The sequence below is a fragment of the Leuconostoc kimchii IMSNU 11154 genome (assembly GCF_000092505.1).
Classification (GTDB): domain Bacteria; phylum Bacillota; class Bacilli; order Lactobacillales; family Lactobacillaceae; genus Leuconostoc; species Leuconostoc kimchii.
On record NC_014136.1, the window covers coordinates 14,116 to 27,320 of the forward strand.

At 40.1% G+C, this 13,205-nt stretch carries 12 protein-coding genes; 2 read left to right on the plus strand and 10 right to left on the minus strand.

All coding sequences use genetic code 11. From position 1 onward, the window contains the following. Nucleotide 1 precedes the first annotated feature (1 nt). From LKI_RS11100 to LKI_RS00550, 3 genes are read right to left on the minus strand one after another with little or no spacing between them, the layout of a single operon-like run. Nucleotides 2-310 (minus strand): hypothetical protein, encoded by a 309-nt coding sequence (locus LKI_RS11100; protein ID WP_242651974.1) that lies wholly within the window; start codon nucleotides 308-310, stop codon nucleotides 2-4. After that, nucleotides 310-654 carry a hypothetical protein gene (locus LKI_RS11105; protein ID WP_013102169.1) on the minus strand — a complete coding sequence of 115 codons (345 nt, stop codon included), beginning with the start codon at nucleotides 652-654 and terminating at the stop codon, nucleotides 310-312. The genes LKI_RS11100 and LKI_RS11105 overlap by 1 nt, the downstream gene beginning before the upstream one ends. Beyond that, the gene (locus LKI_RS00550) at nucleotides 654-983 is read right to left on the minus strand and encodes a hypothetical protein (protein ID WP_013102170.1); all 330 of its coding nucleotides are present in this window, start codon (nucleotides 981-983) and stop codon (nucleotides 654-656) included. The genes LKI_RS11105 and LKI_RS00550 overlap by 1 nt, the downstream gene beginning before the upstream one ends. A 369-nt stretch (nucleotides 984-1,352) precedes the next feature. Here LKI_RS00550 and LKI_RS00555 point away from each other — a divergent pair, with 369 nt between their 5' ends. After that, nucleotides 1,353-2,132, plus strand: a complete 780-nt coding sequence (locus LKI_RS00555) for a ParA family protein (RefSeq protein ID WP_013102171.1) — start codon at nucleotides 1,353-1,355, stop codon at nucleotides 2,130-2,132. Further along, nucleotides 2,132-2,413, plus strand: a complete 282-nt coding sequence (locus tag LKI_RS00560; RefSeq protein WP_004915935.1) for a hypothetical protein — start codon at nucleotides 2,132-2,134, stop codon at nucleotides 2,411-2,413. The genes LKI_RS00555 and LKI_RS00560 overlap by 1 nt, the downstream gene beginning before the upstream one ends. Nucleotides 2,414-2,463: 50 nt before the next feature. Here LKI_RS00560 and LKI_RS00565 read toward each other — a convergent pair whose 3' ends face one another. The 7 genes from LKI_RS00565 to LKI_RS00595 form a co-directional block, all read right to left on the minus strand. Next, on the minus strand, nucleotides 2,464-2,982 hold the full coding sequence (locus tag LKI_RS00565; protein ID WP_013102172.1) for a hypothetical protein: 519 nt from the start codon (nucleotides 2,980-2,982) through the stop codon (nucleotides 2,464-2,466). A 62-nt stretch (nucleotides 2,983-3,044) separates the two neighbouring features. Further along, nucleotides 3,045-5,156, minus strand: coding sequence for a pLS20_p028 family conjugation system transmembrane protein (locus LKI_RS00570; RefSeq protein ID WP_013102173.1), 2,112 nt, complete (start codon nucleotides 5,154-5,156; stop codon nucleotides 3,045-3,047). Next, complete coding sequence (locus LKI_RS00575) at nucleotides 5,153-8,173, minus strand: type IV secretory system conjugative DNA transfer family protein (RefSeq protein ID WP_013102174.1); 3,021 nt, start codon at nucleotides 8,171-8,173, stop codon at nucleotides 5,153-5,155. The genes LKI_RS00570 and LKI_RS00575 overlap by 4 nt, the downstream gene beginning before the upstream one ends. After that, a complete protein-coding gene (locus tag LKI_RS00580) occupies nucleotides 8,160-10,058 on the minus strand; it encodes an AAA family ATPase (RefSeq protein ID WP_013102175.1) in 1,899 nt (632 codons plus the stop codon). Before LKI_RS00580 ends, LKI_RS00575 begins: the two co-directional genes overlap by 14 nt. Continuing rightward, nucleotides 10,055-10,537: a hypothetical protein gene (locus LKI_RS00585; protein WP_013102176.1), complete on the minus strand. Its 483-nt coding sequence runs from the start codon at nucleotides 10,535-10,537 to the stop codon at nucleotides 10,055-10,057. The genes LKI_RS00580 and LKI_RS00585 overlap by 4 nt, the downstream gene beginning before the upstream one ends. 13 nt (nucleotides 10,538-10,550) lie before the next feature. Continuing rightward, nucleotides 10,551-12,818 (minus strand): ArdC-like ssDNA-binding domain-containing protein, encoded by a 2,268-nt coding sequence (locus LKI_RS00590; RefSeq protein ID WP_013102177.1) that lies wholly within the window; start codon nucleotides 12,816-12,818, stop codon nucleotides 10,551-10,553. Next, the gene (locus LKI_RS00595) at nucleotides 12,805-13,071 is read right to left on the minus strand and encodes a hypothetical protein (protein WP_013102178.1); all 267 of its coding nucleotides are present in this window, start codon (nucleotides 13,069-13,071) and stop codon (nucleotides 12,805-12,807) included. The genes LKI_RS00590 and LKI_RS00595 overlap by 14 nt, the downstream gene beginning before the upstream one ends. Between the last annotated feature and the right edge of the window lie 134 nt (nucleotides 13,072-13,205).

Below are 13,205 nucleotides of genomic sequence, written 5' to 3' on the forward strand. Positions count from 1 at the left end.
CTTATTTTTCCTCCAGTTCTAAGGTTTCCCCAGGATTGTTAATTTGGTACATGACCATCTTTTTACGATTAATTGAGACTGGCTCAGGTGTAAACGCCATGCCTGCGTGTGCCATAAAGTCACGGCGATTTTTATCTAAGGCAGCTAACGTCTTGCCATAGATCACAGCGGTATATTCTTGATGTTTAATGTCACCGACCACATTTTTTTCAATATTAATTTCTTGCAAAATGGTTTGGCGCATCATTAACAATTGTTGATAATGACGATCATCTAGGTCAACACTATTCAATTGGCTTTCCACTCTCACTAACTCTTGCCCCCATGAAGCTTGCTGATTCGCGTGTCAGCGGGTAGTTGACTAACGAAAATATCAAAGTCCTCCACGTAAACTGATAGCAACTGGTGAAAGTCAGCGATAATGGCGTTGGAACTCTTATCGCCTTCAGCATTCAGGAAATCCAAATCTTTTCCAGGTAAATTGAGCATGTCAGCGTATGTATCATCTGCCAATAAAATTGGATGCCCTTTTTTATTCAAAATGTCTTTATAAGGTAAAGCAAAGTAGATTGGAATTGGTTTGCGATTATCAAGTGCTTGTTTGACAACTGTTAAACCCTTTCCCTTTTGTGCTTGTTTAGCTTTTATTCCCATTATTTTTCCTCTCGTTTCTTGTTTTCAGTAATCGCAGTTAGATCACCTGTGGCGTGCTTGCTGGACTTTAAGATGCCACGTAGGATTTCTTGATACATGAGACCCATTGGGTTACTTGGACTCGGTAAAATCAAATAGCCAGCTAGTAAAGCATTACTGATAATTAGAATCAGCCCATACTTGCCAATATTGTAGGGATAGAATGATTTAATCATCAGGTAAGTAATACCAAAAACAATGACTAGGACAAAGATTCGTTCCATCGTGAAAAACATCCACCGAGATACTTTCTTCCAAATATTGCGTCCAGGGGTAAAGTGTTCATACATATAATTTCTCCTTTAACAAGTTATTTTTGCCTGGATTGAAGTTCAATCTGTGGTCAGTGTACAAGGTATCGAAAAAATGTCATAAAGGTAAATGGTTTTTCCTAAGGCAGAGAAAAAGCCCCCTGCACGAACAGGAGACAATGATTTGTTTGTTAAATTTTTGTGTATCCAATCTATATACGATATTGATATCTGTGTATATATTCATCTTATAACATAAACATACCTTTACTTATACTTAAAGTATAGTATATTGATATACATGTTATACGTATGATATAATATATATGTAAGCAAGTTTTACATGCCTGGATTGATGGTTTCATCGTTATTTCGTTTTGACAGATAAAATAACTAAGGAGCTTCATCATGAGTAAAACAATCACATTTTCAGCATCTAAAGGTGGCGTTGGTAAAACAACGATGACATTCAACTTCGCTAGTTTTTTGATCCGACAAGGCTACAAGGTCTTGTTAATTGATTCAGACTACCAAGGTAACTTGTCCTCTACCTATGAAAGCTATACTAATAAAAATACGCTATATGACGTCTTTACAGGCGGTTTAGCCCAAATTAGACACATTACCCCACAATTAGGTTTGTTACCTGCTAGCCCTCATTTAGACGAATTAGAAGGTACATTACAATCAAAGAATAATAAAAACTTTTTGATGATGATGTGGCTTCAAGATCACCTTGAGGAAATCAAAGATTATGACTATATTCTAATTGACACCCATCCAGAGTTTGGGACGTTAACGAAGAATATGATTGCCGTGTCTGATTACGTTGTCGTGCCACTAGAACCCTCTGAATATGGCTTTATTCAATCAAAACAACAATTTGACCTGCGGATGAAAGAGTTCCGAGATGATGCAGTAGATATTAGAACACGCGAATCACTGATTGAAGCGAAAGTCTTGTACCTTGCTAATCGTGTGAAGCACAATACCCGTTCAAGTCATGAGTTTGGCCAAATTATTGACCAAATTGAGAACCTTGTCGCTGTCTTAAATGAGCGTGAAGTGTTTAATAGTTCAACGATGCTTAAAACCCCAGTGTTTGATTTAGACCAAGCAAAGCGCAACCCTAAAACCTTGCAGCAAATTAATGATGCTTATCAAAAGCTATTAGAAAGTGTGAAATAATGGATTACGATAAAAAAGACCCCCGTATGTTTGATGAAGCCAGCGCTCAAAAACAAATGGCAGATGCCTTTAGTCGAGACGAGCCACAATCAGAGGTATCGTTAGGTGACGGGTTTAAGTTACCTTCTTCAAATCATAGTAGTCGTAAAATACAAACGACTTACACCATTCGCCCTGAGATAAAACAAGGCATTGAGAAGTTGGCTACCAAACAAGGATTCCGCTCATCAAGTGCCTTTGTAGATCTAGTATTAGAACAAGTCTTAAATCAATCAAAATAGTTTAGAACAAAACAAAAGCCGTGATTACTTATTAAATCACGGCTTTTTATCTATTTCTTTATATCATCAGGATTAACTCCTGGATATTGTTTGTTATATGCCTTAACTGTGGAGAAGTAATCAGAAGGTGTGCCATTAGATTCGATTTGTTTGGCCCAATTATCGAGGGGATATAACATATTAGTATCACTGTTTTCAATGTTCACTGGGGTGCCAAAACTTTCTTTAACACCATCTTTGTGTCTTTCGGACTCAGATAGCGCAAGATAATGGCTAGCCCAATTCTTAAACTCTTTAGCTGTCCACGTAGTGAAATATACTTGATTTTCACCCATTATCAAAACATGTCCCTTCATCGAAGCGGCTTTTTTTGCATACACTTTTTCATTGTTCTTGTCTTGAACTGAGGTTGAGGCGGATGAAGCCTTAGCACTTGACACGTAACTTGATGATTGTGCCTCAGGACTGTTTTGTTTTTGTTGATGCAACATAGCCAACAAAATTCCGATAACAATGATTCCAATTACCAAAATCGTGATCCAAATTTTATTTTGCTTAATTTTCTCCATCAGTATACTCCCTAAAATCAACTACTGTTAATTTTATCGTATTAGCCTACAAATTAAAAGTTTCACTTGTCTTCTTTACTTGATACGTTTTGTTGATTCTGCATTTTAGCTTTTTGTTTTGCAATAACACTCTCAGCCCATGCGCGATCCTTTTCTTTTTGTTGAACAGGTGTCAGTGGTTGAGTCACTGTCTTTCTACCAGGCAATGTACCGCTCAAACGTGGGGTGTTTGGACGTGACATGGTTGCTGGTGTTGCACCAACTCCCTTAGGTTGAACAACTGTTCCACCACTCACAATTGGCTTAGTTGAATTAGCAGTGCTAGACTTGGGTGAATTAGTTCTAGTAGATAAGCCACGATGTGCATCAGACATAGCGTGGCTCATGTTAGATTGAGACTTATTTGCTGTATCCTTTGGATGAGAATTAGGTGAATCTGTGGCAGCCTTTGAAAGTGCTTCATGCACATTATGTGGTTGAGAAGAAGATGGTGTATCACCGTTGTTTGATTTTGGTGTTACAGGTGAATGACGTTTGTTAAAGGCTTCAACCGCTTGTTGTCCTCCTGCAAAGTTGTCGGCGACACCACCAGCATAATCTTTGACATTGCCAACGGCTTTATTCACGCCACCTTTAACTTTATCACCAGCCGCACGACCAGTGTTTTTCAATAAACTACCTGGATGTTTCATTGCTCCGACTGTACGTCCTGCTACCTCAGCCGCCTTTGCCGCCTTACCTGTGGCTTGTGCGGATGCATCGACACCAGTATCATTTAAGCTATGATCAGTCAGTGCTTTACTATTATCTAAGCCTTGATTGCCACCTGAGTTGGCAATCTTCTTACCTAGTTCACGATTCTTCTTTTTCTGTTCTGGTGAAATTGCGTTGAGACCCTTGCCAATATTTTTCTTGGCAACCCTTGTGGCGCCACCTACCATGTGTGCAGCTTGATTGGCTAACATCATTGAAGCAACAGGATTATGACCTGAGCGAACACCAGTCCATTGCTCAATCATTTCAAAGCCACCTGCGAGTCCTTTACCACCAGCTAACAGAGCGGCAATCGACAAAATTGTAAATGGCCACATATCTAGACCTAAACCATTAATGGTATTAAAGGCAAATTCTACCCAGGCAAAGAAGAAAATTAATGAAATTGGCATCATGACAATACCTGTTATTTGTCCCTCAATCATTCCCAGAACTTGCTGTACCCGTTTACCTTGTGTGCCATCTCTTAGTCCAAAGTAAACAATGGATCCTGCCATAAAAGCCATTTTATAGACTGAGGACAGCAAACGCACAATCGCACCAGCTACAACGATAATAAAGACTATTTCACCACCAATGATGCCTAACCAATTTGTTTTCATCACTGGATAATCATCCGCAAATGTCTTACCCAGAACAAGTGAGTCACCGGTAATATCAACCATGTTGCCATTGCCACCAATTTTTTTGGTAAATACAGACTTTTGAGCGTCACTTAAACCGTCGGTGTAACCAGCATCACTCATTACTGAGTGGAAATCCGAACCTTCAATTTTTTCTCCAGTAATTGGATGGTTACTCAAGTAGACTTTATATTTATTCAGGTCAAAGTTATTTGAGGCTAATGTACGCAAATTTGTAGAGTTACCTTGCCATAATTGTGTGACAATGTTTTTTTCTTTTGTACCTGACGTATCATTGACCGTGGCTGTCCCAATACCACTCATCAATCCAATCGCCCAGGGTAAAGCCGTGATTACGGCAACTGTAATGGTGATTCCCTTAGGCCACTCCCTACCCTTGCGACCAGAAGTAGCGGTATATTGTATCCACTGCACCATCATCATGATGCCAAATATAACAAAACCCAGGTACAGAAAGTCTTTAAGAATATTACCTAAATTCCAATTTTGATAAACATCGCTATTTGGCTCAAAAAAGATATTCATAAAGTCTAACAGTTTGAAAGATGACTGATAAGCCGTAAAGACTGCATTCGCAATGTAATAGAAAATCAATGCAATGCTGTGCATGAATAACATGATCAGCGTTAAGAAAATATGTGGCAATGGTGATAGGTATTGCGACCATTGGTTGTAAAAATCGGCTGTTGGGCCATTATTAGGTAAAGTTGGTAAACTTTCCGCTAATGTATTGATGCCCGAGAATAGATTTGTCATTCGACTTCTCCTTGAGTTGTTGCAGCGTTAAGCTTCTTATATATTTCCCACATGTATGCGGGTTCGTTGTTTAGTAATCGTAGAACTTTACCGTTATTATTGTTGCCAGAAAGTGTCAGATATTTGCCACGATTTAAGTAAGCAACGGCACTGTTTTGTTCTTCCGTTTTATTTGAGCGTGGTATCCTCATTTTGATGGATTTCTCTACAATTTGACGTAGCTCAACATTGTCTAGTTGTTCTTCGGTCATAAATGGTTCATCAGGGTTAAAGTCATGTTTCCACTGCAAGTAACGTTCCTCATCAGAGAGTTCTTGTTGTGTTTGCACTGTCGCTGTTTCGATACCTTGATGCGCTTTGGCCAAAATGTTGTTGATTTCATCATCAGCTAACGTGTTGAGTTGACGATTATCAATTTGATTGCCACCTGCGCCTTCTTCCTCAATTTCTAGTTGAACTTGTTGATCTAGCTCATCAAAGTAAGGCACAAAGTCATGATAGAGGTCATCATATTTCAAATCGTTATGCTGCGCTTTGATGTTCAAATCGGCTGTATAGTAATCAAGTGAATACTGCTTACCCAATAATTCGTAGGCAAACGGCATTCGGTAAGCACCCGTAGAGAAAATTGGCAAAGGTCTAACTGATCTTCCCTTCTTATCCGCACGTTTGATCGTACGGATGGTAATCATCTCACGCGGACTCAATTCACTAATTTCTTTGGCATCTAACAGCCGAACCTTGCTAACTTGTGCATGACGGTTACCACGATCTTGACGATCTAACCCAATCTGTGAATTGACTGATTCAGTTTGGACTTCGACCTCACCTAATTGTTTGGATAAGGCTTCATTAGTTGGCTCATCATTAGTTAAAATGTGGAACCAGTTACCCGTGTTACCATTGATGTCATTGGTTTCCATTTCAGAATAATGCAATCGTGGTTGTGTTAAGGTTTGAATATACAAATCAACCAAATGCCCGTAGGTTAAACCACGCGTTAGAATATTGGTAAAACCTGGAATACGTGGGAACATAGAAAACTCATTGAGCTTATAAAGGATCCAACTGTCCATTTTCCTGCGGGTAATCGTTGAAGCAATATCGGTGTTAACCGAGAAGACTTGTGAGATAAACAAGCTGGCCAAAGCAGAGAAATCATCGTTAGATTGTGGCGTGATGATGAAGACTGCCATTGGATTTTCTGAGTAACGCAAGGTAACACCTGGTGTCTCAGTAGTGCCTTGTGGTTTAATCTGATCAACCAGGCATTGGATGACAGGCTGCTTAGAAAACAAGTCCCGCTTAATCTTGCCATTGAGTAATTTTCGTTGTACAATCTTACCAGTCAATGTAAACTTTTGTTTACGCATCACAATTGAATTGCCGTCATTATCGAGTGACAACTCAATTTGCCATGAGACGGGTAAATGGTTATGAATCGGATAAGTTAGCGTGCCTGATTGGGACACGGTTAGCTTGTCCTTTTCTATTGCATGCTTTTTACCTGATTCATAAACATGAATGCTCACATGAACGCCTTTATAGCGGTCAGAGAACTTAATCTTTAGCATTCTTGGAAACCCTAAGTCGGTCAAATTGATAGTGTTAAAGGTTGTCAGACGAGTGATTGACTCTGAGGCAAACAAATTCAAACGATTCATAACTGAGAAAGAAATTGATGATTTTGTATCCCCTGTGGCAGATAGGTACTCAGCGGCGTTTAGAATAATCATATTGCGCGCTGGTGTTCGCGGTAGTTTACCAATGTTAGTAATGTACTTAGTTAAGCCATCACCTTCCTTGTCCGTGAACTTGTTCATATCATTGATGAACTGCAAAACGTTTGATATGGTCACCATTGATTTGTCCTGGTGACGTACAGCAATATCTAATACCGTGAGCATGACTGCCTGGATGGTACTTTCAGCGGCACTATCCCAAATATCTTTGTGGCTACTTTCTTCACCACTGGAACCACCAATAACCTGCACGACCTTACGCAATTCCGTATTGGCACTGTCCCAGTCACCATCAAAGGCATAATCAATCGCAATTTCAAGTGGATTCCAGGACTCAGACTCACTTGGCTCCATGATATTGAGTAATTTCACGTCATAACCTGCTGTGCGTAATGACTTGTAACTCATTTTGGCATCTTCGTTTTTGGCATCAGTATCAATAATGTTCCATTTGATTTCGGCACGACGAATGATGTCAATTAGGGTGTAGCCTCGCATTTGGTCTTTTGAAGAACGCGTCATCCCAGTGGTCTTTGAATGTGTGTTACTGGTATCCACCCAATAAAAACCATCAAAACCGCCGTGAACATTCAGTTGCTTTTCAAATAACTTTGGCAAACGTTCCAGTAAAACGGGACGTATTTTTTTGTACACCCCGCTAAATTCTAGTGAATTCATACCTAGTGGCCGCTTAAACCATTGCCACGCCCACAGGAACGGATGAATCATAAAGAATTCGAAGGTGTATCCTTGTGTGTGCAGCACTGGTTGTCCTGGGCGACCCTTAAAATTCTTATTGCGATCAGGAATCAATTTATAAACCTTATCGACTTCACGGACTTCCGCAAAACGGTTAGTATTACGCGTTTGGTCTCTAAACAATTGATACCAGTCATAGATGCGTTGGAAGACATATTTTTTAAGTAGGAGTAACAAGCAAAGGATTAGTACAATGCTTGTCACTAAAGTTAGTCGGGACAGAATAGTGAAAATATTGAGTGGATTGAGCACCGTGGCGGTCATGTTCATGACATCGTTGAATTCAGGCCATTGAGCAACACCACTTTGCATATAGAACTTGAAGGCTTGAATATATGGGCCAACTACTCTTATCAACAAGTCAACAATAATCGTGACGTAAAGCGATATGAATATCACTCCAATAGTTGCTGTAATGCCATACAACCATAAGAACCAGGGACGACCACGCCAACGAATGTAACTCTCGCGCATAAATTGTCTTTCAGCTCGGTAATCTTTTTTAAATAGCTTCATTGTCTGTTGCCTCCTTAACTGTGGAAACCACAACTTGCCACTCTCCGTAAGGACTTGTTAAAGATGGCGGGTTGCCAATGGCTCTAAAGATGAAAGTGTCAAAGTCTTGCCCTAATCCTTGTCGCTTTTGGATAATTGCGGCAGACACTGGATCACTCACATACGTGGCAATTGTGTCATCAATTGGTCTGACACCACGAGATGGTTTATAACCAACGTCTGCGATGTAGTTGGCAATTGGTGAACTGACTTCCTGTGTACCGTTCAGATACTCAAAGCCCAGGTCAAAAGATGGAATATAACGCGCTACTTCTTGTGTGTCAAAAACAATATTGAAGCCACTAGTTTGTGCTTTTTGATTGAGTCGGGACAATTTTAGTTCAACAATTCGCACCATATCCGCCATCTTTAAGACATCAAAGACAATAATGGCACCAATTCTTGCGATAAACTCAGGACGGTAACCATCACTTTGCAAGGCAATTTCGAGTTGTTCTTCAAAATTTGCTTGACGCTTTTTGTCTTCTTTAACAGCATCTGATTTGGCATCACGATTCATCACTGCTGTGGCCCCTGAGTTGGTTGTCATGACAACGATTAAGTCTTTAAAGTTAATGACCCGACCATATTCATCACTCAAACGACCATCATCTAAGACCTGCAAAAGTAAATCCATGACTTCTGGATCAGCCTTTTCAATTTCATCCAACAACAATACGGCATAAGGCGTGTGCCTGACTCTAGTTGTGAGTTGATCTTTAAATCTTTCTAGGCTAGTCCCTGCAAACTTAAACTCAGACATATCAAAGCGAATAAAGTTTTGAGCGTTACCAAATAGATTTAGCGCTAGTTGTTTGGCGGTCTCAGTCTTACCAACACCAGTTGGCCCCATAAAGAGAAATGACTCAGGCTTTGAGGTATCGGCCAGACCTGCCTCACGATTAGTCAGTTTCATCGCAACTTTTTCTAAGGCTGTGTCTTGACCAATCACCTGGCTTTTTAGTCTTGGTAACAGGTTTAATAATCGTTCATCAGACGTCTGATGAATGACATATTCAGGCACATGATAATCATCATGGATGATTGTGGCAACATCTGTGTCTTCTAAACTAGATTTATTAGCTAATCGTGCGACACTTAACGCACCATCTAGCAACATAATTGCCTTTTCAGGAAAGTAACGGTCAGTGATATAGCGTTGTGATAGTGCCATAATTCTGTCTTGTACTGTTTCTGTCACTTCAATACCGTTATTTAGTTGTAAGGCGACTTTAGACAAAACACGCTTCGTTTGTTCAAAGCTCAGTTCTGGCACTTCAATCAAATCAAATCGCCGCATCAGTGCGCCATCACGCGCCACATATTCGTGAAATTCTTTCGTAGTCGTTGCTCCAATAATTTGGAGATCATCACGACTCAGAGCTGGTTTGATAATATTACCCGCATCCAATGAACTGCCTGATGTTTCAGCACCAGTGCCAACAATTTGATGAATTTCATCAATAAAGGCAATCACTGTATCTTTATTGGCAATCAATTCATCAATGATGGCTTGGAATTTATGAGCAAATGACTCACCATCGCTACTTTTCATTAAGTTGGCCAAACTAATTTGAACTAAGTGCTTGGCTTTGAGGGAAGAAACTGAGGTACTTAACAATTGACGTGCCAGGTCTTCCACAATGGCTGTTTTACCAACGCCAGGTAGCCCAACTAATAAAGGCGCATTTTGAATCTGTTTCATCAAGGAGACCATGATACGACGCGTAATACTTTCACGTTCGTAGGCATGATACTTTTCTGGATCAGACATCACTTTGGCACTAATGTCTGTTGTATAGCGATCAAGGTAAGGCGTGGTATTGTTTTGTTTTAATTCAATCATTCATTCCCTCCTTGGTCGGTGACGGGATCACCATAATTCGTATTGCTTTCAGGAACTTGATTGGCAGCATCATGTTCTCTGGCCAATTCTTCTAATTCGCTTGTACCCGCATCAATGTGATCAACTGCTTTTTGACGGTCAGCAATTAAACTTGTGTAGACATCAGTGTTTTTGGCATCATCTAATTGATGATTCAATTGGCCAAGTTCTGGCACTTCATCAGCGGCAATAAAATCACCTTCGGGATCATAAATTGACACCACTTGTAATTTCTTGCCAACTTGTTGTAATACGGCCACCATTTCAATGCCTAAAATTGGATCGCCTGCTGGGAATAATTCGTGGTAGTGTCTAGTTTCAATTGTCAAAGCAATTGCACCTGGTTGACCCTTTTCCTGGAAGGATAAAATATTAACTTCCGCAGACTTTGTAATGCCTGTGATAAAGCCTGTAACTTCTTGAATGTTTTCTTGTGACATGTGTTTGCTCCTTTTACATGTGTCGTGTACTTGTTTGATTAATGGCCTGATAGTTTTGTTCAACAACCGCTAACTTATCAGGCTTAAGCAATTTTGTTGTTTTTGGTTGACGGACTTCACCGTTGCTCAAGTTATCCGATAAATACTGAGTAACATCGGTACTAGCTTTGAGTGCTTGACTAATGATTTTGCCAGTATTTCGACCCTCTAGCGCCTTTAGGTTCTTTGACCAACCCGCAATATAATCAACGCTTTTCTCACCAGGCTCAATGCCTAGGTTTTTAGTAATCACATAGCTGGATAACTCTGCCTGCGTTTCTTTAATGGCTGTGGGCCAATTATTTTGACTCTGCAAAGAATGAAGTTGTGCGTGCGCTATTTCGTGTGCTAAGGTGTGGATTTTATCGGTTGGGGTAAGATCACTGCGCAACAGGATATATTTTTCATCCTTATTGGTTTTTGATTGAACAAAGGCCCCTTTTGCTTGTCCTTGCCAGGTCATTGGTCGTTTGGCAATTTGTTCGTCTAAACCTTGGTCAATGACGGGCACTTTAAGCTTGTCGGCGAACTTTAATAATGTTTTATAGGCCGCATCCAAATGTTTTGGACTTTTATCAGTGGCTAAGTCAATTGGACGATTCGGTAACAAACTTGGCAATTGCTCAGCTGTGGCATTGGTTTGACGAACATCAAATACGGTTTCGACTGGATAATGTTTTACACTGCGGACTTCCAATTGATTGTTATTGGCTAATTGCTTTTGTTCAGGTGTCGCATCAGACCAACGTATCTTTTCACCATTGCTATCAATAATGGTTTTCAAGTTTGTTGGGGCGCCAAATATTTTGATGCCCTTTTCCCCCTTATTAACTTGGATGCCATCAGCAGACCATTGTTTGTAGCCTTTTAACAAGGTGGCTTTTGGATTTTGTAGTTGAATCAACATTGAATTACGAGCCGAATAATTTAAGCCAGTCGCGGTAAAGTCAAGGAGCTTTTTAAGTTCAGCGGGATCTTGTTGGTACTTAGCCACCTTTCCCATTGCCTCTTGAATAATCTGCTTATTTTTTAAAGCATTTTCCTTACGACGATCAGCTTTGGAACGGCGTTCTTTACCCTTTTTAGGTGTTTGTTCCTCAACAGTTGGCTTAACAGGTTGAATGGTGCTCATTTTGACATCCACATAATCAGGTTTGCCTGTTTGTGTCTCTTGCACAGCAAGTTTTTCTAAGGCATCTAGGCGATTAGCATTATCCGTCATACTCATGACACGACGGCCTGTAACACCTGCTTTCAGTTGTTCGTTCCAATCTTTGCCTTGTAAGGGAATATGACGTTCTGCTTCAATTGCTTCACCAGTAATTGGATTTTTAAAGCTAAATCGATCAAAGTAATCTGCGGCTTTAAATCCTGCGACATCATTATCAAAAGCCACAATGATCTTATTAAATTTGGCTTGCTTAGCCGCAACCGCATCATTCAAATATTGCAAGCCACGCTTAGCATCAGTGCCAGACACAGACAATAGCGTGGCGTTACTTTTCACCATGTCTTGATGATTTTGTTGCGCATAACTCAATAAATCAATTGGGCTTTCAAATAAAATCAATGTTTTGTCACCTGATCCAAATGAGAGGTTATAACCCGTTGAGGTATCACTGCCAGCAAAGATTTTTTTGGATGTGCCACGCTTTTTGTAATGTTCAAAGTCTTGTTCAGTCCCTTGACGATCAGCGCCAACAATTTTGCCATTCACATCCTTCCAGGGAAAGATGACAGGGTTTTGATGCAACTTATCACCTTCACGGTAACGGCTACCTTGTACAACTGCGCCACTTTTCAATAAATTGTCAACGAACTGTGGATTGAGCTTGCGTTGATTAACTAAATAATCTTTGGCTACGTTTGTTTCTTGAGTTTTGAAGACCTTGTCATAATCAAACTTGTAACGCGGTGTGTTGTCTTCGTACAGTTTAGAGACATCAATATTTTCACCTTTGACAAAGCGTGCGTAAGCCAGTTGATTTTTAATAGCGGCACCTTTACTGTCACCATCTGATTTACCTAATTCGTAGTAATGAATGAAATCAACCAAATCGCCTTTAACCCCAGTTGAGTTCCAGACAAAGCGGTTTAATTTTGTCCTAACCACCAAACTGTCATGATCAACCATACGTAACTCAGTGGGAGTGTCCGTCGTGTATGGAATACCCTTCCAATCGCAATAGCCACGAATTGGTAATAATTTTAGCTGCGCACGTTCTTCTTTACTGATCGCCATGAGCTTGTCCTCCAACTTGTTTGTCAATTGGTAAGTGATTCAATTCAGCAAATGCCTGGTCAATATCATCTGTTTTCAAGTTCATTTTGGCTAACAGTGACCGTCCCAATTCAGCCACAAGAGCGTCATTAAGTTGTTTGATGTCTTTTTTGATGGCCCGCTTTTCGTCTTGAATTGCCTTTGCTTGTAAATCTAGTTCATCCAAACGTGTTTGCTTTTCTTTGATTTGTTGGTCAATCGTTTTTTTAGCCATTTTGTAGCTCCCTTTTTGTTTAATATAGGGTCAATATATCAACCTTTTAAATAACCTCATAAAAGTAAATGGTTTTTCCTGAGACTAAGCAAACCTCCCCCAGTCCCCCTAATCATTAACTTGACAGGCGTGGT

What these genes read in the sequence shown, in the direction of transcription:
- LKI_RS11105 (WP_013102169.1), bottom strand. Translation starts at nt 654, where the DNA reads ATGGGAATAAAAGCTAAACAAGCACAAAAGGGAAAGGGTTTAACAGTT.
- LKI_RS00550 (WP_013102170.1), bottom strand. Translation starts at nt 983, where the DNA reads ATGTATGAACACTTTACCCCTGGACGCAATATTTGGAAGAAAGTATCT.
- LKI_RS00555 (WP_013102171.1), top strand. Translation starts at nt 1,353, where the DNA reads ATGAGTAAAACAATCACATTTTCAGCATCTAAAGGTGGCGTTGGTAAA.
- LKI_RS00560 (WP_004915935.1), top strand. Translation starts at nt 2,132, where the DNA reads ATGGATTACGATAAAAAAGACCCCCGTATGTTTGATGAAGCCAGCGCT.
- LKI_RS00565 (WP_013102172.1), bottom strand. Translation starts at nt 2,982, where the DNA reads ATGGAGAAAATTAAGCAAAATAAAATTTGGATCACGATTTTGGTAATT.
- LKI_RS00570 (WP_013102173.1), bottom strand. Translation starts at nt 5,156, where the DNA reads ATGACAAATCTATTCTCGGGCATCAATACATTAGCGGAAAGTTTACCA.
- LKI_RS00575 (WP_013102174.1), bottom strand. Translation starts at nt 8,173, where the DNA reads ATGAAGCTATTTAAAAAAGATTACCGAGCTGAAAGACAATTTATGCGC.
- LKI_RS00580 (WP_013102175.1), bottom strand. Translation starts at nt 10,058, where the DNA reads ATGATTGAATTAAAACAAAACAATACCACGCCTTACCTTGATCGCTAT.
- LKI_RS00585 (WP_013102176.1), bottom strand. Translation starts at nt 10,537, where the DNA reads ATGTCACAAGAAAACATTCAAGAAGTTACAGGCTTTATCACAGGCATT.
- LKI_RS00590 (WP_013102177.1), bottom strand. Translation starts at nt 12,818, where the DNA reads ATGGCGATCAGTAAAGAAGAACGTGCGCAGCTAAAATTATTACCAATT.
- LKI_RS00595 (WP_013102178.1), bottom strand. Translation starts at nt 13,071, where the DNA reads ATGGCTAAAAAAACGATTGACCAACAAATCAAAGAAAAGCAAACACGT.